General features: G+C 57.8%; 16 protein-coding genes. 5 read left to right on the top strand and 11 right to left on the bottom strand.

What is annotated here, in order from left to right; all coding sequences use genetic code 11:
• The first annotated feature begins 6 nt into the window (after positions 1-6).
• On the top strand, positions 7-735 hold the full coding sequence (locus QQJ96_RS13310) for a Crp/Fnr family transcriptional regulator (RefSeq protein ID WP_284332494.1): 729 nt from the start codon (positions 7-9) through the stop codon (positions 733-735).
• On the opposite strand, the gene QQJ96_RS13305 is transcribed toward QQJ96_RS13310, so the two are convergent.
• Both QQJ96_RS13305 and QQJ96_RS13300 read right to left on the bottom strand, forming a co-directional pair.
• The gene (locus tag QQJ96_RS13305; RefSeq protein ID WP_284332493.1) at positions 732-2,762 is read right to left on the bottom strand and encodes a PAS domain S-box protein; all 2,031 of its coding nucleotides are present in this window, start codon (positions 2,760-2,762) and stop codon (positions 732-734) included. The genes QQJ96_RS13310 and QQJ96_RS13305 overlap by 4 nt on opposite strands.
• Complete coding sequence (locus QQJ96_RS13300) at positions 2,759-3,517, bottom strand: response regulator (RefSeq protein ID WP_284332492.1); 759 nt, start codon at positions 3,515-3,517, stop codon at positions 2,759-2,761. The genes QQJ96_RS13305 and QQJ96_RS13300 overlap by 4 nt, the downstream gene beginning before the upstream one ends.
• A 232-nt stretch (positions 3,518-3,749) precedes the next feature.
• On the opposite strand from QQJ96_RS13300, the gene QQJ96_RS13295 reads away from it, so the two are divergent.
• Together QQJ96_RS13295 and QQJ96_RS13290 are read left to right on the top strand one after the other, a co-directional pair.
• Complete coding sequence (locus tag QQJ96_RS13295) at positions 3,750-5,018, top strand: acetate/propionate family kinase (protein ID WP_284332491.1); 1,269 nt, start codon at positions 3,750-3,752, stop codon at positions 5,016-5,018.
• Positions 5,015-5,248, top strand: a complete 234-nt coding sequence (locus QQJ96_RS13290; protein WP_284332490.1) for a hypothetical protein — start codon at positions 5,015-5,017, stop codon at positions 5,246-5,248. Before QQJ96_RS13295 ends, QQJ96_RS13290 begins: the two co-directional genes overlap by 4 nt.
• An 82-nt stretch (positions 5,249-5,330) precedes the next feature.
• Here QQJ96_RS13290 and QQJ96_RS13285 read toward each other — a convergent pair whose 3' ends face one another.
• From QQJ96_RS13285 to QQJ96_RS13275, 3 genes are all read right to left on the bottom strand, one after another.
• Positions 5,331-5,768 (bottom strand): universal stress protein, encoded by a 438-nt coding sequence (locus tag QQJ96_RS13285; protein WP_284332489.1) that lies wholly within the window; start codon positions 5,766-5,768, stop codon positions 5,331-5,333.
• 163 nt (positions 5,769-5,931) lie between these two features.
• Positions 5,932-8,319, bottom strand: coding sequence for a phosphoketolase family protein (locus QQJ96_RS13280; RefSeq protein ID WP_284332488.1), 2,388 nt, complete (start codon positions 8,317-8,319; stop codon positions 5,932-5,934).
• 391 nt (positions 8,320-8,710) lie between these two features.
• Positions 8,711-10,096 (bottom strand): cytochrome C, encoded by a 1,386-nt coding sequence (locus QQJ96_RS13275; RefSeq protein ID WP_284332487.1) that lies wholly within the window; start codon positions 10,094-10,096, stop codon positions 8,711-8,713.
• A gap of 151 nt (positions 10,097-10,247) precedes the next feature.
• Here QQJ96_RS13275 and QQJ96_RS13270 point away from each other — a divergent pair, with 151 nt between their 5' ends.
• Positions 10,248-10,580 (top strand): high-potential iron-sulfur protein, encoded by a 333-nt coding sequence (locus QQJ96_RS13270; RefSeq protein WP_284332486.1) that lies wholly within the window; start codon positions 10,248-10,250, stop codon positions 10,578-10,580.
• Between the two features lie 285 nt (positions 10,581-10,865).
• On the opposite strand, the gene QQJ96_RS13265 is transcribed toward QQJ96_RS13270, so the two are convergent.
• The 3 genes from QQJ96_RS13265 to QQJ96_RS13255 all read right to left on the bottom strand — a co-directional run bounded on the left by QQJ96_RS13265 (position 10,866) and on the right by QQJ96_RS13255 (position 13,687).
• Positions 10,866-11,495, bottom strand: a complete 630-nt coding sequence (locus QQJ96_RS13265; protein ID WP_284332485.1) for an MBL fold metallo-hydrolase — start codon at positions 11,493-11,495, stop codon at positions 10,866-10,868.
• Between the two features lie 104 nt (positions 11,496-11,599).
• Positions 11,600-12,238: a hypothetical protein gene (locus QQJ96_RS13260; RefSeq protein WP_284332484.1), complete on the bottom strand. Its 639-nt coding sequence runs from the start codon at positions 12,236-12,238 to the stop codon at positions 11,600-11,602.
• A 411-nt stretch (positions 12,239-12,649) separates the two neighbouring features.
• On the bottom strand, positions 12,650-13,687 hold the full coding sequence (locus tag QQJ96_RS13255) for an aldo/keto reductase (protein ID WP_284332483.1): 1,038 nt from the start codon (positions 13,685-13,687) through the stop codon (positions 12,650-12,652).
• A gap of 89 nt (positions 13,688-13,776) precedes the next feature.
• On the opposite strand from QQJ96_RS13255, the gene QQJ96_RS13250 reads away from it, so the two are divergent.
• Positions 13,777-14,679, top strand: coding sequence for an AraC family transcriptional regulator (locus tag QQJ96_RS13250; protein WP_284332482.1), 903 nt, complete (start codon positions 13,777-13,779; stop codon positions 14,677-14,679).
• Between the two features lie 878 nt (positions 14,680-15,557).
• Here the strand turns inward: QQJ96_RS13250 and QQJ96_RS13245 are convergent.
• From QQJ96_RS13245 to QQJ96_RS13240, 3 genes are all read right to left on the bottom strand, one after another.
• The gene (locus tag QQJ96_RS13245; RefSeq protein WP_284332481.1) at positions 15,558-17,084 is read right to left on the bottom strand and encodes a DUF4365 domain-containing protein; all 1,527 of its coding nucleotides are present in this window, start codon (positions 17,082-17,084) and stop codon (positions 15,558-15,560) included.
• 143 nt (positions 17,085-17,227) lie between these two features.
• Complete coding sequence (locus QQJ96_RS23610) at positions 17,228-17,428, bottom strand: DUF2188 domain-containing protein (RefSeq protein ID WP_404649108.1); 201 nt, start codon at positions 17,426-17,428, stop codon at positions 17,228-17,230.
• 69 nt (positions 17,429-17,497) lie between these two features.
• Positions 17,498-19,699: a S8 family peptidase gene (locus QQJ96_RS13240; RefSeq protein ID WP_284332480.1), complete on the bottom strand. Its 2,202-nt coding sequence runs from the start codon at positions 19,697-19,699 to the stop codon at positions 17,498-17,500.
• Positions 19,700-19,705: the final 6 nt, after the last annotated feature.

Raw genomic sequence — 19,705 nt, 5'->3', positions numbered from 1 at the left:
AACGCCATGAACGCGCAGGCACCTGTCATTGGAACCGCACCCACGACCGAAGCCTTTGCATTTCCATCGCTGGCGAACGGCGATCATCTGGATATCGAGGCCATCCGCCAGCACGTGCCCGTGCGCCGCTGCAAGCATGCGGCCGGCCAGGGAATTTATCATGCTGGCCAACCTTTCCAGGCGCTATACCTGGTCCATGCCGGTTCCTACAAGACATGTGAACTGGCCGATGATGGGCGCGAACAGGTGACCGGTTTCCGCATGCGCGGCAGCCTGATCGGTACCGAGTCGATTGGCTTGAAGAACTACTCCTGCGACGTGATCGCACTGGAAGACAGCGAAGCCTGGGAATTGCCTTATCCGGCCATCCTGCGCGCCTGCCTGCACCTGCCGGAGCTGCAGACCTACCTTACCAGCGCGCTGGCCGCCGAAGTACGCAGCAACCGTTCATGGATGCTGAGCTTGGGTACCTTGGCGGCGGAGCGTCGCGTGGCGGCCTTCTTGCTCGATGTGGCGGCGCGCTATGCGCACCTAGGTTACAGCGCCAAGCATTTCATCCTGCGCATGAGCCGGATCGACATGGCCAGTTTCCTGGCGCTGAAACACGAAACGGTCAGTCGCGCCCTGTCGCGCCTCGACGATCTCCACTTCATTGCCGTGGAGCGCCGCGAAGTTCATATGCTGGACGTCGATGGGCTGCGCGCGATGGCCGGAACCGGCGCGGCATTGAACTAGGTCGACTCCCGATCGAGCACGCGGCGGATCATGCCGCCAAGCTGTTCGCGCCGATACGGCTTGCGCAGCAATTCGAAGGCGCCGAAGGCGTGCGGGTCGATATCGAGTGAAGCGTATTCATAGCCAGAGGTGAACAGCACCCGCAATTGCGGATATTGCTCACGCGCCTTGGCGGCTAGTTCAAAACCGGTCATATCGCCGCCCAGCACGATGTCCGTAAACAACAAATCGATGCCGCCTTGCGCTGACAGCTGCCGCCATGCGGTTTCCGCATCGCCTGCCTCCAGCGGCACATAGCCGAGGGAGCGCAGGAATGCCATGGCCAGGCGGCGTACTTCCGGCTCATCCTCCACCACCAGCACGGTTTCATGCCCCTTGCGCGAAGGTGGTGCCTGGATTTCCTCGCTGTCGCCTACAGCGGCAGCCGGTAGGTAAAGTTGCACGCGCGTGCCTTGCCCTTCCTGACTGTTGATGCTCAAGTGACCGCCGGATTGCTTGACGAACCCGTACACCATGCTCAGCCCCAGGCCGCTACCTTTGCCCGGGCCTTTGGTGGTGAAGAACGGTTCCAGTACGCGCGCGAGTATCTCCGGTCGCATGCCCAGCCCCGTATCCGCCACCGCAAACATGACGTAGACACCGGGCACCAGGCGCGTGTCGTTATCAACGCTTGTCACCTGATGCTGACGTGCCTTGATGGTAATGCGCCCGCCGCGCGGCATGGCATCGCGCGCGTTCAGCGCGAGATTGAGCAGGGCAGCCTCCAGCTCGCCCGGGTCGGCGTACACGGCCGGCACGTCGCTGGCGCACTCCACCGCCACGCTGATGCGTTCGCCCAGGGTCCGGCTTAGCATGTCGCTGAGGTCAGCCAACAACTGCACCGTGCGCACAGCCCGTGGCAACAAGTGCTGCCGGCGCGAAAACGCAAGCAGCTTGCGGGTGAGGGCGGCGCCGCGTTCCACCGCGCGCGAGGCGCTTTCCAGAGTTTCCCGGGTGGCAGGATCTTTCGGAGCGTCCGTTTCCAGCAATTGCAGATTGCCCGAGATGACCGTGAGCAGGTTGTTGAAGTCGTGCGCGATGCCACCAGTAAGCTGGCCCAGCGCATCCAGGCGCTGGGCATGTGCGAGCTGTTCCTCGCTGCGTCCGCGCTGGATCGCAGCGGCCAGAATGTTGGCAACCGACTGCAGGAACTGCATCCGATCCCGGTCGAACAAGCCCGGGTCATGCGAGAGCACCAGCAGCAAGCCCATCGGTCCGCGCCGGTCCGGCAACGACATGATGGCGGCGTCAGCAAAGCCATTGGCCAGGGCAGGGCACGCCTCGCGCAGGTTGTCTATGGCAGTGACTTGGCTATCGGCCTCGGGCGTGGCATTGCTTGCAAGTGCCTGCAGGGCGGCATTGTGCGGCATCTCGGCCAGGGCCTCCAGCGAAAAGCCGATGGAGGCCGGCACCTGCAGGCCGATATGATGCGGATCGATCAACACGATGGCGGCGGCGGGGATATTGAGCGCGGCGGCAATCAGCCTGGGTATTTCTCCTACGGCTTGCTCGTCATGTGTGGTTGCTTCCAGCAGTCGCCGGCTGATCTGCGCGACCACCTCGTCAAAGCGCGCACGTTGTAGAGCCTGGCGCGCGCGCTGTGTTTCGGAGATGTCGCGGATCGATGCCGCATACAGCGTACCGGACGAGGAAGCGACCGGGCTCAGACCGATTTCCACCGGGAAGGACTGCCCATCCGCGCGCACTCCGGTCAGTTCGTAGCCGGCCCCCATCGGGCGTACACGCGGGTTGGCCATGTAGTGCGTGCGATGAACAGCGTGCGCCTGGCGTACCGCCGCCGGTAAAAGGGTTTCGATCGGCAGCCCGGTTAACGTGCCGGTTGCATAACCGAAAAGCTGCTCGGCGTGCGCGTTGGCCAGCACGATGGCGCCGTGCAGGTCCGCCACCACCATCGCGTCCGGTGCGGTTTCGAACAGGGAGCGGAACAGCTCTGTATCAGCGCCCTGAGGCGACGGCAAGTCGTTCATACGCGCTGCACGCTGGGCGAGAACAGATAACCCGCACCGCGGATCGACTTGATGCGTTGCGGGCGCGCCGGATCGAGCTCGATCTTGCGCCGCAGCCGGCCGATCTGCACGTCGATCGAGCGGTCATACGGGCCGGCGTCGCGCCCGTGCACGTGGGTCATGAGCTGATCGCGGCTCAGCACCTGGTTGGCGTGCTCCACCAGCACCCGCAGCAGCACGAATTCACCCGTGGTCAGATCGATGCTTTCACCTTGTGGGCCGAGGAGGCCGTGCGACTGCGTGTCCAGCACATAGCCATCGAATGCAAAGCGCCGGGATCCGGTATTGGGCATGGGCGCCTTGGCGGGCAAAGCTGGCGAAGACCGGCGTAGCACGCTGCGCACGCGAGCCAGCAGTTCGCGTAGATCGAAGGGCTTGGTGACGTAATCGTCCGCGCCCAGCTCCAGGCCCACCACGCGGTCCACGGATTCGCCACGACCGGTCACAATGATCACGGGGCCTTGCCAGTGTTCACGCAAATAACGGGTCAGGCTAAGGCCGTCTTCCCCGGGCAGGCCTAGATCGAGCATCACGATATCGATGCTTTCGGCGCCGATGAGTTGGCGTAGTTGCGTCCCGTCACCGGCAACGCTCACCCTGAATCCATGTGTCGTGAAATAGCGACTCAGAATCCGAGTGATTTCAGCATCGTCGTCCACCACCAGCACATGGGCCTGCTGGCTTGGCGACGGAGTCGGGCTTGGGGAGATGGCCATCCGGACCTGCGCTTAAAAGGGTGCTCTGATGGCGGGAAGCATACGCTGGAGTGTGCCACGACGCAGCATCCTGTTCATCGTCGGCCCCTTCGGCAGCGGCAAAAACGACCCTCTGCGTGATGCTGCGGATGATGGGCCGGCGAGCTCGGGCACCTTAGCGCTTCACTTGACCTGTATCAACGAGTCGTCTTCCCAATCGTGGCAACGTGGCCTCATCGTCGAGGATCGTGTTGTGCCCCATCTGAAGGCAACCTCTGCCACCACGCTCGATATGCCCAAGGCCATCCTTACGCTCAACGCGGGTTCTTCAAGCATCAAGTTTGCGTTATACCAACTTGGCGGCAGCACGCAGCGTTTGCTCTCGCATGGTGTCATCGAGGGCATCGGCGGAACACCGCGCTTTATTGCACGTGCGCCGGACGCAACGGTGTTGGAGAGCTATACATGGCACCGCCAGGAGGGCAGCTCGCATGAAGAGCTGCTACAGCCCTTGCTCGCCTGGATCACCGCTCATCTTGACGGCGAGTCGCTTACTGCCGTCGGGCATCGCATCGTGCATGGCGGGCAGTCGTTCCACTTCCCGGTATATATTGATCATGCCGTCCTGGCCGCGCTTGAGAAATTGATCCCTCTGGCGCCGCTTCATCAATCGCACAATCTCGCAGCGGTCAAGGCCATGGTTCACCTGCGTCCTGATCTGCCGCAGGTGGCCTGCTTTGACACCGCGTTCCACCATGAGATGCCGGCGGTTGCCCGCCGTTTGCCGCTGCCGCGGACGTACGTCGAAGCAGGCATGCGCCGCTACGGATTCCATGGCATCTCCTACGAATATCTGGCCTCACGCCTGCGCCTGCTCGCGCCGACCCTGGCGAAGGGGCGCGTGATCATGGCGCACCTGGGCAATGGCGCCAGTTTGTGCGCTATGCGGCATGGACGCAGCGTCGACACCACCATGAGCTTCACGGCACTGGATGGATTGATGATGGGTACGCGCCCCGGCAGTATCGACGCCGGGGCAGTGCTGTATCTGCAACAGACCTGCGGGCTCGATGCCGCAGCCGTCGAGCGCATGCTCTATCAGGAAAGCGGGCTGCTTGGCGTTTCCGGTATCAGCAATGACATGCGCGCGCTGCTTGAGAGCCAGGACCCACGCGCGCGCGACGCCATCGACCTGTTCGTCTATCGCATCGTGAAGGAAATCGGTGCCCTGACCTCTGTTCTGGGCGGACTGGATGCACTGGTGTTCTCGGCCGGCATCGGCGAGCATGCGGCGCCTATCCGTTCGGAGATCTGCGATGCATTGGCGTGGCTTGGCGTGGAATGCGACGAAGTCGCGAATGATCACCACGAAACCTTGATCAGCACCTCGCGCAGCGTCGTACGCGTGCTGGTCATAGGTACTGACGAAGAAGCGATGATCGCCGCACACACAGCGGACTTGCTACGGGAACAGTCATCGCCGCGGATGAATGATTGCTTGGAAGACAGGAGGGCGTCATGAGCATTTCGCTTTACGATTTCGATACGCGCCTCGCCCCGTTCGAAGCCTTCGCTAGCTTCGGACCCTGCGCACCGTTGGCCTTGACTGCCTGGTTTGTAGCGCCCGTGCAGTGGTGGGTGGACCTCTGTCTCACTACCTGTGGCCAGCTTTCCGAAACCATGCTTGGCGCAATGGTTTATCCCTATGCCGTGCCGACGGACGGGCACAGGCACGCCAGCGACAAAGGCTGAGCACACGCAGACATGAAAACGCATGTCGCCATGTGCATGGATGCCTGGATAGACCACGCCGACACTCCGGCAAAAACGCGTCTCAATGACAGACCAAGACGGGCACCTGCGATTTCAATATCACCTTGTGAGTTTCGCTACCCATCAGCAAACGGGCAAGCCCCTCCCAACTGTGTTTGGCCATGACGATCAGATCGCAGTCGCGCTCCTGAGCAGCTTGCAGGATGGCCTGGTAAGGCTGGGAGCCGAACAGCAGCAAGCGTTCGAACGGTACCCCGGCTTGCTCGGCGATGGCGCGGGCATCCTCCAGATAGCGCTCGGCAAAACGGGTGGCTTCCTTGGCATAATCGAATTCCATCGCCGCCATGATCTCGGCCACGTAGGCAAGCGTTTGCACCGGCGGCACGGCATGCAACGCCAGCACGCTGGCGCCGCAGGACTTGGCGAGGTTCACGCCCAGCCGGAGCGCCTTCAACGACAATTGCGAGCCATCAGTCGGAAGAAGTATATGTTTGAACATGTGGCCCCCACAGCATCGCGTAGCAAGTCTGTGGAGATAGTGCTTGGCCTTGTCGTACCACGTATTGAGCCAGGTCAAGTCCCCGCGGGCGACAGTACGTAGGCTGGCATGGCAATCCCAGCATCCAGGACATGGTGAGGGAAGCTGGGATTATCATCCCAGCCTACGCCTCAACGGCCTGCTTGTTCGCCAATCCATGCGCAGGCCAGCGCCAAGTCCGCACCTCCGGCATGTCTTCCCCATGCTCGCTGATGTACAGCTTGTGCCGTTCCATGATCGACCAGTAGCGCTCGATTGCGTGACCGACATGCTTGTTGAAACGCGGGGTGCGCATGATGGCGTCGAGGGCCAGTTGATATCGGTCCAGATTGTTGAGCACCACCATGTCGAATGGGGTGGTCGTCGTGCCTTCGTCCTTGTAGCCGCGTACATGGATACGATCCGAGCAACTGCGACGGTAAGTGAGCTTGTGGATCAGGGAAGGGTAGCCATGGAAGGCGAAGATGACCGGCTTGCCCGCGGTGAATAGCGCCTCGAAATCGCGATCGGACAGGCCATGCGGGTGTTCGGATTGCGGTTGCAACACCATCAGGTCCACCACGTTCACCACGCGAATGCGGATATCCGGCAAATAGCCGCGCAGCAAGCTCACGGCGGCCAGGCATTCGAGCGTGGGCACATCGCCGGCGCAGGCCATCACCACATCCGGCTCACCTTCATCGTTGCTGGCCCACTCCCAGACCCCCGCGCCGGCGGCACAATGCCTGGCCGCGGTATCGATATCCAGCCATTGCCACTCTGGCTGCTTGCCCGCGACGATCAAATTGACGTAGTTGCGGCTGCGCAGGCAGTGATCGGCCACCGAGAGCAGGCAATTGGCATCCGGGGGCAAATAGATGCGCACCACCTCCGCCTTCTTGTTCGCCACGATATCGATGAAGCCCGGATCCTGGTGCGAGAAACCATTGTGATCCTGCCGCCACACGTGCGAGGTAAGCAGATAGTTGAGCGACGCGACCGGCGCACGCCATGGAATGTGGCGGCTCACTTTCAGCCATTTCGCATGCTGGTTGAACATCGAATCGACGATATGGATAAAGGCTTCGTAGCACGAGAACAAACCGTGCCGCCCGCTGAGCAGATAGCCCTCCAGCCATCCTTCGCACAGGTGTTCGCTGAGCACCTCCATGACTCGGCCGTCGGCACATAGATGATCGTCACTGGCCTCGATGCCGGCGAGCCAGGCCTTGCCGGATACGTCATACACGGCATCCAGCCGATTGGAAGCCGTTTCGTCCGGGCCGAACAGGCGAAAATTCCGCTGTCCTAGGTTAAGCCGCATCACTTCCCGCACAAACATCCCCAGCACACGCGTGGCTTCCGCCTCGACGGCACCCGGTTGCGGCACGTCGACGGCATATTCGCGAAAATGCGGCATGACGAGTTGCTGCAGCAGTTCACCGCCGTTGGCATGCGGGTTGGAGCCCATGCGGCGATGACCGGTCGGCGCCAGCGCGGCGTATTCCTCACGAAAGCGGCCGGCGTCATCAAACAGTTCCTCTGGCTTGTAGCTCTTCATCCATGCCTCGAGCTGTGCCACATGGGCGGGTTCATCGAACTGCGCCAGCGGTACCTGATGCGCGCGCCATGTGCCTTCCACCTGCACGCCGTTCACGAATTTCGGTCCGGTCCAGCCTTTGGGCGTGCGGAATATGAGCATTGGCCAGCGCGGACGCGCATGGCTATGGCGGGTGCGCGCATCCTCCTGGATAGCCTGAATGTTGGCCAGGATGCCGTCTAACGCGACGGCCAGGTGTTGATGAATGATCTGCGGGTCGCTGCCTTCGACCAACCATGGCTCATAGCCGTAGCCATGGAACAGGTCGATCAGTTCTTTGCGGCTGATACGTGAGAGCAAGCTTGGATTGGCGATCTTGAAGCCGTTCAAATGCAGGATCGGCAACACCACACCGTCACGCGCCGGGTTGAGGAACTTGTTGGAATGCCAGCTTGCGGCCAGTGCGCCGGTTTCCGCCTCGCCGTCACCTACCACGCATGCCACGATCAGGTCGGGGTTGTCGAACGCCGCACCGTACGCATGCGCCAGCGAATAACCTAGTTCGCCGCCTTCATGGATCGAGCCGGGTGTTTCCGGTGACACATGGCTGGGCACGCCGTAGGGCCAGGAGAATTGGCGGAACAGGCGCGCCATGCCATGGCGGTTGCGCTCGATCGCCGGATAGCGTTCGGTATAGGAGCCTTCCAGATAGGTCTGTGCAATCAAGGCCGGGCCGCCATGACCGGGCCCGGTCATGAACAGCATGTTGAGATCATGCTGTTTGATCAGCCGGTTGAGGTGCACATACAGCATGTTCAAGCCGGGTGTGGTGCCCCAGTGTCCCAGCAGGCGCGGCTTGATGTGCGTTCGCTCCAGCGGCTTTTCCAGCAGAGGGTTGTCGCGCAGATAGATCTGCCCGACGGAAAGATAATTGGACGCGCGCCAATACGCGTCCATCCGCTGCAATTGTTGAGGCGACAGTGGATTGGACATGGGAGGGCTTCCGCGGTGGGGTGTTTGGCGTACTTTTACGCTGCTCGCAGATGAAGCGCTTGACATGCATCAAGGCGGCCCGCGCCATGTTTCCGCATGCAAGAAAAACTCCCCGCCGTCGTACGCCGGGGCGTTCGATCGGCGGGAGGGTGCGGCCGCAGGATCAGGGTCAGCGCGTGCCCATGGATCGAAGAAGCATGGAGCGCCCGGCCCGGTCTCCCTTGGCCGCGACAGAAACATCTCGCGAATGAGCCAAGACCTTATTGATCAGGATCAAGCGACGGGCACATCACCCTGAAACGAGCGGCTATCGACTAGCATCAAGCGCACGCGACCGTTGCGCACGCAAACTGCGCCGATTGCCGCCGGGAGCGTGGCTATGAGCTATCACTCAGAACGCCAGCCACACGTAGAAGTAGAGCGCATTATTGTCCGCTGCACGCCGTCCTGCGCCATCCACGTTGTAGACCAGGCCGCTGAAGCGCGTGTACCAGACGTATTGCAAACCCAGGCGTACGTTCACGTAGGGCTGCGCCCACGAATCGGCCTGACCGAAGGGATTCCAGTTCAGCTCCGCGATGCCACCGTTGGTATCGGGACTTCCATTGTTGCCATATAGCATCAGGTCCTTGCTGCCATCGTTGCAGAAGACCCCAAGCGTGACACCCCAGGTATTCTTGTACCAGTAGCTGGCATTCGCGTTGAGGGCATGCAGGTTGTCGTGAAGATTCGACGAGCCACCTGAAGCATAAGTAGCGTCCAGCCTTTGCTGCTCCGTCAAATACAACGCGTTGATGGTTACGATGTGATTGCTGCCGTTAAGGAGCTGGTAGCTGGCGTCCACACCGTAGTCATGGAACTTGTCGGTGGGACCTGCCATGGCCGCCGGTTTGCCCTGCGAATTGGTGCCGACCTGTCCGCGTGCTGTTGCAAAGACGAAGCCCCCCAGTTCGACGTTGCCGTTGGGAAGATTCCACGTATACGCTACACGCGCATAAGGCGATACACCCGCCAATCGTCCGGTGAAATTAGCATTGACGTCGCCCAGGAACGCCGGTGAAAGCGAACGGTACACACCTGTTTCCAGATACAACGCATTGTTCCATTGTGTGTAGGCGTTCAGGCCGATCACTTGCTGGGCGAGCCCGCCCATCAGAATGGGAGTGGCCGGTGATCCGGGCGTCAGATTGGACGACATGTAGGGGTACTGCCAAGCCGGTGCCGTATTAAACACGTCGGTCAGGCTGGGATTGTTGTTGAGCGACAGTCCCCAAATTGCCGGGCGACCCGCGAGGGTGTAGGAGCGAGCGTACCGCAGGTCGCTGTTGTCCCAGCCCAGCAGACCTCCGTTCTGCGAATAGGTGCCTTGCGCGAGGATGCCAAGGTTGTCGGTAATGCGGCCGGCCACGAAAAGGGATGCCTGTTGCAGTTCGGTATTGTTGTTGCTGCCGAAGTTGTTGGCGGGTGGTGAGCTCTGAGCTTTGGCGGTATGCGTGTAGGTTTCAACCAGCATCAGCGACAGCGGCACCTTAGTGTCCTTGCCTACGCTGAGCGTATAGCCCATCAGCTTGAACTGCCGGCCGAAAGGGGTCAGCTGTGGCCCAAATCCGCCAACGTGGCAGGCGGTGCAGGGCTGGTGCGTCTGGCGCGCAAAGGCCGGTACTGCATGAGCACTGGAGGCGGATAGCAGCAATATCAGCAAGTCCAGGACAAAAGCCAGGGTGCTCCAAGGAAGGTGCTTGCTCAGGGTGCGCGTGCCCGTGGTTTTGCCGGCCATGTTCTTTCCCCTACGTTATGGTCGTTTAGGCTCCGCAAGGAGCTGGGAAAAGCTTGCCCACCTGGCGCGGCTTTCGTTTGATGCAGATCAAACGAAAGCCGCGCCACATGGCTAGATTGGCATTACCGAGTCAATCGCACGGGGACTGGCCATGTCATTGCCCAAAGAAACCATCGAATCCCGCCGACGCTTTCTGCAACTGCTGGCAATCACTGCAGGAGGCGCCTGCCTAGGCGGCATACCCCTTCTTGCGCGTGCCGGAGAACTACCACACCTCACCGATGCGGACCCCACGGCCAAGGCGATGAATTACATCGAGGACGCCACCGCATCCAAGAGCGCGCTTTATCGCACCGGGAGCATCTGCGCCAATTGCCAGTTCTACCATGGGCCAGACGTGGGTTATGGTACCTGCCAACTGTTCCCGGGCAAGGCCGTGAACGCGAAGGGCTGGTGCTCGTCGTATACGACGCAAAAGGCGTGAATCCAGGCGGCTGTTGGGTCGCGGTTGCGGTCGCCGGATGCCTGCAGAGTACCTGTACGCGATCGTCAGCGTGTACAAGTCTTCGTCTGGCTTGACAAAGAGACTAGGGCGACAGATTGAGGTTGAGTATCTAAGCATTTAGCACTTCGTCAAGCAGCAGATTTCGACACCCGAAATGACGCAAGAAATTGCGCGGCTCGCGTTTATCGAAGTTGCGACGATTGCGCAAGCACAGAGGGGAGGGGCGTTCTGCAAGATCTCGACGAAGAGTGACGAGACCGCCATTTACGAACGGGCTACTGCTTGGTCGATGACAGCACGCCATTGGTCGGACGTGACAGCTTGGACCGCACTCCTTCGCACCGAGGCGCTGGAGATCACCACGTCAGGGCTCACCTCCCGCAATTTCATCAGACTCTCGCATAGGGTCTTCTTTTGTCCGCCGGCGTGCGACTGTACTAGGGTACCCCAGCCATCATCTTCGGGGTAAATAAGGTCGCCTGTGAAAAGATATCGAGGCCCGTGGGGCGAGCAGAATACGAAGCAGGTGCTGCCGGCTGTGTGGCCGGGCGTTTGAATTACCTCGACCTTGTCCGGCTCCACACTTGGCCCCTCAAACACGACGTCGATCTTGCTGTACTGGCTGATGGCATTTACTTCCAGGGCATCGCAGCACAGCTGATTGCCGAACATTTTCTTGATAGTGGCCAAAGGCTGCCCTGCTTCATCACGATGACTCAGGTATTGCCGAGAAACACCCCCGAGACGTTGGATCTCAAGCAGTTCCTCGCCGATGCCCGTGCTGTAAAAGAGCGCGTTGCCGCGGTCTTGGGTCAGAAGGTAGGCATGTGTGGTAACCCCATGGAACGGATGCTCTTCTCGCGTTTCCCAGAGATCCGGGAACAATTGTTTCATCGGAGCACTCCTCGGCGAACTGGAAAGTGGCCTGGATCTTATATCAGCATGGCAAAACGGCCACTCCATTGCAGCTTTGGATCAACGCTGGCGATCGGGCCGGCTCATTCGGAAAGGGCGTTTAGCTTCACCCTACGAGTGGGGTAGCAACCATTCCCCTTGCGCAGCACGTGTTGGCAGGCATCCTGTGGCATGGGCTTCAAGAGCGTTGACCGCCTCAACATGATCGAAGCCCAAATGCTCGTGGCAAGCACGGGAGGCGCCGACAGACACGCGAAAAGCGCGATCGCAGGTATCCGCCGCCAGTGACCGCGCAGCACTGCATCTTTTAGCAAGGCCCCCGCGCCAACCAAACCCAATCGATTGAAGCCAACCAGGTGATATCGAAGCTTGAGCAGGAGTTCCAGCTGCGCTTCTTTAAATGCTCCGATGTGATATCTACGACCGCCCCACCATAGATACTTGCCGTTCATGATGTCGAAGTGGGTAGGATGAAAAGGTAGCGCAAAACCGTCGAATTCTTCTCTCAATCCGTCGCGGACAATGCTCAAGGGATGGACCCCGATGGCGTCGTACGCGCAACAGATACCGCCGTCTTGTCCAACCCATAGATTTTGGGTTGGGATTTGCTCAAGCTTATAGATGGCAATATTCCCGGGAAGTAGCCGGTGCAGGGTGATCGGTTCCTGCCATTTGAGGTTTCCATTCGAGGCTTCTACGAACAGCTTCAATTCGGAGATCATCCAATCGCCTGAATTGCGAATAATGATCCTTGACCCGGGGTCCGAGGGGTCGTCAACCACTGACGCTGTGTGTAACTGGTATTCGACGCCAGCGGCCAACTCGACCCAGCGAACCTGCCATCGTCGAAGGCTTAGCCATTGCTGGTGAGATTGTCGCAGGACAGGGCCAATAATGAATCCAACACACTGAGTCCAAATCCATTTGCAGATTGACCAAACCAACCTGACGAGCTTTAACAGTCCCAATAAAGCTTCCATCTCGTTCAATCCCCGGATCTGAATTGGATAGGTGGCGTAATACGTTGGTGTGAGCCGGGCGCGTTGCGCTATCCCGGCCCAGTGCCGAGCGTACTCAACGCCGTCTCATCAGGTAAGACAACAACGGCGGTCGAGCGTTAGCACTGCATGGCTTCAGACCAACATCTCTCGTTCCCACCAGCCGCGGGTGTTCACGCCAGTGGCGTCGGCAAGACCTTCCAGCTCCGCTATGTCGTCGCTGCTGAGCGTGATGCTGCAGGCCCGGACCAGACCATCGACATGATTGGGCCTGGTAGCCCCGATGATCGGCGTCGTTCCCTTGGCGATAGCCCAAGCCGTTGCGACATCGGGAGCTGCTGCACCTTGCTGCTGACCGATCGAGGCTAGCTTGTCCGTCAACGTCTTCAGCTGAGGCAGCATGCCATTGTAGGTCTCTGCCCGGTTGCTGCCTCTCGGCAGCGGGTTCTCCGCGTTGTATTTGCCGCTCAGTGCGCCTTGTTCAAGCACCATGTAAGCGAAGAATGGAATGCCTGCTTTGCGGCAGTAATCCAGGATGCCAGCGTGCTCAGAGGCGCGGTAGAGGAGGCTATAGTGGTTTTGGATGGCTTCGACCCGATACCCGGCTTCTCCGAGGATCTGGTTGGCGAACTCGATTTCGCTCAGGTTGTGATTCGAGACGCCGACATGTTTGACCTTGCCGCTCTTCAGCAACGGGATCAGATGCGGAGTCCATCGAGCCACATCCGCTGGATTGTGAATCCAATAGAGGTCGATGTAGTCGGTGCCGAGGCGGCTCAGGCTTTGCTCCAGCATGTCCGCCACCGGATCGTCGCCGGTTCCCGCTGCCTGCGGGGTGAACTTGGTGGATAACTGGTAGTCGCTACGCGCGAAACGCTTCAGTACTTGCCCGAGTACGGTCTCTGAGCGGCCCATGCCGTACACCATGGCGGTGTCCCATAGGCCGAAGCCTGCCGCATGCGCGTTGTCGGCGACATTTTTCAGTTCAGCCTGATTGAGGCTGCTGCCGAAGTAGCCATTGCCAGTCTCGCCGCTGTCGCCCCACGCCCACGTGCCCAGTGCGACCGCGGGGGCCTTCAGATTGTTGGTTGCCATGTTTGCTCCATACTTGTTCGCGGCCAGGTTTGCTTTGATCCAAACCGCGCTGACACTTTGATGCGTGGCGCCGCCCAAGCGTGAGCCTGATGCCCTGAGAATGCTGCCCGATCCTCCAGAAGCCGATCCCACTGCCGCGCTCCCGCTCTCGTGCGATGATCTGTGCCATGGAAAAACTGGCTGAAATTGCAGCGATCATTGCCCGAAACGTCTCGCAGGATGGTTTCCAGGCCACTCCGATTGAACGGGTGACGCTGGTTCGTTCGTCCACGGTGACGATGCCGATGCCGAACGTTTACCGGCCGCAACTGTGCCTCGTCGCGCAGGGGCGCAAAGAGGTCGCGCTGGGCGGCGGCGTCTTCAGGTACGCACCAGGGCGCTATGGGGTGGTGACTTACGACCTGCCGGCGATAGGCCACGTAGTCGATGCGACGCCCGACAGGCCCTACCTCTGCATGTATCTCGATTTCGATCCGGTCATGCTGGCGGATTTGGCGTTGCGCGTGCCGCCACCACCACCGGGAGTGCCATCCCCGCCCATAGGCAAGACGGTGTCCGACGCCGGCGCCAGCCTGCTCGACGCGGTGCTGCGCCTTCTGCGCCTGCTCGACGATCCAGTAGCGCTACCCGTGCTTGGGCCGCTTGCCGAGCAGGAAATTCTTTACCACCTGCTTGCCGGCCCGGATGGCGCCAGGATGCGCCATGTCACCTCCAGCCAGGGCCGGGTGGCCCAGGTTGGCCGCGCCATTGCCTGGATCGGGAAGAACTTCCGCAAACGCTTCAGCATGGAGCTGCTTGCTGCAGAAGCAGGCATGAGTCAGTCGAGCCTGCACGAACATTTTCGCGCCGTGACAGCGATGACGCCGCTGCAATTCCAGAAGCAGCTTAGACTTCAAGACGCGCGCAGCCTGATGCTGGTCGAGAACATTGACGTCGCGACCGCCGCCTTTCGCGTGGGTTACGAAAGCTCGTCGCAGTTCAGCCGGGAATATCGCCGCCACTTTGGAGAGCCGCCGGCGCGCGACATAGCCCGCTTGCGCGCTTCGCCGGGTTTGGCGGTGGTGGCTTGAGTTCAAGGCATTCCGACGTCTCTCTGGGTCGGAGGAAAGCAATTCGGATTCGAACTAGAAATCGAATGCGAGGGCAGGCCGATCAGTCCGTGCTATCGAGGGGAGGGAAGTGCGGCGGCGCCAGCCCCATATTGCCCTTCGTAAGCCTGATTCTTGGGCGACACACCGGTCTCTAGTCGGTGTGCCGCAAAAGAACAAGCGTATGCAAACGATTTATTCGTCCAGATCGGCTTGCAGCTTCTCATCGCTATGCACGCGGAGGAAGTAAAGCGCGGCGCGCAAACCTAGCACTTGCGTCGGACTCAACCGCCTTGCGTCAGCTGACCCATCGGCCGCTTTCGTTCGGCAGGACGACTTATGCTTGTTTAAGAGATTTCGAATGACGCACATCGCCAACGACGTACCGGCGAGCCTCATGAGTTCGACGTGTCGCTTGGCCTGCTCGGGTTCCATGGACAGATGAGACTCGTTGATGAGCCAGAAGGTTACCGATGGGTGCACACGTGTCGTATCATCGCTGCAGATCATGATCAACTACCTCGTGGTTGATTGTGATTTAGCGGGTCGTATGGGTGGCAGCCCATGCGATCCGCGCCTCTTTATTGTGTCACTGCAATAGCCACCGGCTTGGCCTGCATACTGAGATGGCTTCGGTGACAATCTGACCATAGCAAGTGGCAGGGATTTGCGATGTAGGTGCTCGCCGACTTAATGCGTGCGTGATGGCTCGATAAATAAAGCAATGCGTCTTACTACGCCGTATTGTGATTATCAGTGCATGAAAAAGGATGCATTAACCAAGAAAATGACACTTATCGACAAATGATGATGTATTGGCAACGAATCGAGCAGACAGCGTTTTAGGCGTGCAGCTGAAGTCAGGATTCCTGATGATAAAGGTACGCCTTGCTCCCATCGACACTGAGCATGCGACATTTGCTTGAATTTTGGATAGGTTCGATATGATAATTTTCGAGATCGAATGCGACTGGAACATCGCCCAGCGAGCCGCCGCCAATTGACAAAGACATGGTAGTTTTGATTGTATAGAGTGTATAGTCGCTAACCAGTGATGGATTGTCGATTTCAAAATTAAAGTCTTTAATCGTTACTTCTAGTCGCTCTCCTCTAAGCACAGAATAGAGTAATTGAATGTTGTCAATCTCGTCGCCTGTCAATATCCATTCGCCACTCAGCGTGAAATCGGAATTCAATGCTCGCGCGATTTCATGAAGCTGACCAAGAGCTCGCGCACAGACGAGAAGGCGCCCCATTTCGCCCGCCGCACCTTCGGGCATCGGTATCAGAGCGCGCTTCCCGCCGAAGGTCAATTCGACCTGCATGCTACCCTTCTCCAGCGTATCGCCTGCCCACTCCCCTAAAAGTTTCAAGTCCGTGTAGTGCCTAAGTGGCGACTCGCTCAGCCGCTCACCGCGGATGCCGATGTTGATGTTAACGCAATTTTCGAACTGATTTATCGGATCTGCTAGCAACCTGAAGTCCACAACACCTGTCCGACCCTCATTGGTTACGCCTAGGCCCGAGTGACCGAGATATATGCGCGAAGGAATGGAAAATTCTTTAGAGTAGATTGACCGTTTCGAGCCAGAAATCAACGAAACATTGCCGTCATGGTTTAAAGCGGAGGCAATCATTAGCGAACCAGGCCCGGAGAAGTTGATGCCTAGGGCATCTAATAATTTCGATCCAGTGAATTGAATAGCTTTAAGACCGAGCGTAACTGGAAGACCGTACCGCATGGCGTCACGCATCTCAGCAATCTTCTCCTGACTTTCGAAAGCGTCAATTTGAGCAGCTATCTTTATTGTCTTGCCGAAGCTCGATATTTCATAATGCTCATTGCCATTGATGACATCCATGCGTACTTTGCAATGCGGATCAATCGAGGAAAGAAACCTGTTTCGTTGTGCTACAAGCTCGCGAACCGCCCCCTCTTGTTGGGGTGGCGGCCTGAAGATCTCTGCTAGATAACTGACGAACGCATCTTGATCGTCAAGAACTTGGTCGGAATGCATTGGAACGCCTGCCTCCCCATTTCCACTAAGGCGCTTTTCATTTTCCTTCGCCCATGGTTGTACATGCAGCCAGTATTTCGTCCCGTCGGCCGTTTGCCGAATGAGGAATACCGGTATCGGATTTACTGCATATTGGCGTAGACGGCTTTTGGCGACCGGCGCAATGACCTTTCCCTTCTTGCGCGATGCAGTGCCTTTTATCTGCACCAGAAAGCGGTGCCCATTGAATTGCTTTTGGTTGGGTTCGACAATAAGATCATAGCCAACATCGATCCGGTCGCGGCCGATGGTCCATGACCACGACAAAAACACGCTCTCAACAGAATGCTCGGCGAGAACCCCTATTTTTTGGTTAGCCGAAAAATTCATGACTAGCTTGTTCTCTTCGTAAATCGCACTCGCGAAAAATGGACCGGTTGTCGTTAAACTAGCAAAGACCTCTCTACGACCGCCGTGGATTTTTTTGAGCCGATCGTTCAGTAGCTCGACGGCTTATAGGCAAAAGGCTTCATCTAGGCCTTTCGCCATTGATCTGGCTTGCCCACTTTAGTGTGCCGTACACGTTCAACGTCTGGATTGCTTGAGCCCATCCTCCGTGCAATCTTGATCGCTTCCATCTGAGTTGGAGCAACTGCACTAGCTCTCTTGGAACCAGCTCCGCGTACGGCGTAGTCACCTTGTTCGCGACGTTCGATAAACAACTTCTTATCCATATAAAGTCCTCACTGAATTAAGCAATACCCAGACATTTAGAGAATTTCGCTGCACAAGTCAAGAATGGCTTACGATGTTTGGCTTTCTACTTCGGCATGCGACTGCACATTGAGTGTCTGTAAGACCGGAAATTCGGTCTGAATCCGCACCATAAGGTCAGTGACGCCAGGTGCCTCGATAGTTAGGACAAGAGCAAAGGGCATAGGGACGGCGTCTTCAACCCTAACGGCCTCACTTTCGTCACGTACTTGGTAATTAATATGAAAGTACGGATTGTCTAAGTCATCGGCACTGATTTTGCGCTTGTTATGTAGGACGGTATCCCACCTCATGGAATCGCGCCTGAGTTGCGTCTCGGTTTTGTACATTCCGCTACCAAATAAAGGGAGAGTCTTCTTTGGCGCTTTGTAGCAGCGCACCCACAGACCAGCACGCGTGTAGTTAATTGCGTGCGCGGAGTCGACTGGTGCGCGATAGCAAAACGTTGCGCCAAGCTTCACTGAAGTTCCAGACGGAAGACCCTTTGGAACTGGAATAAGCGCCTTTTGTGGGTGACCCGGACGCGTCACGCCTTGGTATACAACTCGCACGACATCAAGTGGTGTATAAAGAATATCTTCTGGATTAAGTGGAATTCGCCCCCAGCCAACTTCGGGGCGTGTGTGGCTGTACGCGCTGTACTGACATGCATTGATTATCAGTGCCTGTAGTGTGACAGGATCAAATGACGAGCGGCTCATGGCATCAGCGCCCGCAGCGACCCGTAAGGCTAATGGACTCGCGAAGCTTGTGCCGGCCACTCCAATCACGCCCCCAGCGAGAGGATTGAAAACTGCTACGGGCTCTTCATTGGAACCCCCGAACGCCACTACATCCGGTTTTACATAGCCTGGGCTTCGACCAGGACCAATGGCGCTATATGGCGCACGAGTCCACTTCTTTTTAGTCGATCCTGCAGCTCCAATAGAAAAAACATTTACAGCATCACCCGGTGGTTGGATGCGTGCTAGTTCGCCATCCAATAGGCCATTATTTCCGACAGCAGCGGTACACAAAGTACTTCCGTCGGCTAACTCTACATCAAGTCGAGAAGTCCATTCATGCACGTCATCATCAAAGAATGTGGCAACTGGCCCAAGACTTATATTCGCAAAACGGTAGGGCTTCCCCGAAGCACGAGCACCTCGGAATGCTGTAACTATGCGATCCAGCACGTCCAGGGCTTGCTCAGGGCTATCCGATGTTGGAAGAACACGGTGGTGGTCTACCTGGCAATACGGAATTGGTAATGATGTTGCTTTGTGTTCAATCGTTCCAAACAGGAACGTAGAAGTGACATTGATGCCATGTGCCAGGTCGTCGGGTAACGGTGGCAATAAGTTGCTACTAGCTAATTCATTTGCATGCTTAGGAAAGACATTTGCTATACCACCGTCGAAAATGGCTGCTTTTGCGCTGGAGATAGCTGTTTGCTCAGGAAGCTTAAGTTTATTGAACGCCTTCGTGAGCTTCCCCTCTAGCTGCCACTCCTCTTGGAGTTGAGGCATTGAGCGAATCAGGCGGATGCGGGAAAATTTTGAGAGTTCAGCAACTTGATTTGGCTGAATTCTGACCGCTGCGAAAGTCAATCCGGGCACGAAACGTAAGCCACGTGCAGTGACAGATCCTCCCAGCTCTTCAACTAGAGACCTAAAAGCCGCGAGGATATCTGCATCTGTCTCATGAGCATGGAGGGTGACATGAATATAGTCTGGCCACTTCGAATCTTCCCTAATTCTTAGTTTTTCTTCGTTACCATATGGGTCAATCAACTCAATGCGAGCAAATTGTTCTTGCTTGCCATCAGGAGTGCCATCATCACGTAGTTTGGCATCCATTGATTGAAAGTCTTCCGCGGTACCAGATACAAAGATCGAAGCCGTTTCTAGAGGCGGATCATCCTTATTGCGTTTTTTCCGCGGGCTGATTTTTATCGGTCGAGATCCCAGTATGGTCAAGCCAACATCTCGGAGAAGGTTGGCTGGAAAGTAGGACTTGGCCAGAAACGCGGGATGAAGAACCACTTTTGCAGTCACCTCGCGTCTCGGTGCAAAACGTTCCGGGATTGTCTCAGCAATTTTCCGAACAGCGACTATCTGAGGATGCAATATCTCTCTTGCATCTTCGATGGAGTACGGAAGCCACTTAGGTCCTCCACCCAGAGGCCAGGAAAGTTGACCAATGAGTTCCTTTCCATTAGAGATGAGGACATTTCGCTGTTTCTCTGCCATACCATT

The organism is Dyella flagellata (assembly GCF_030160275.1).
GTDB classification, from domain to species: Bacteria; Pseudomonadota; Gammaproteobacteria; order Xanthomonadales; family Rhodanobacteraceae; genus Dyella_B; species Dyella_B flagellata.
The sequence above is the reverse complement of the archived record's forward strand: the minus strand, read 5'-3'. Positions and strand labels throughout refer to the sequence as shown.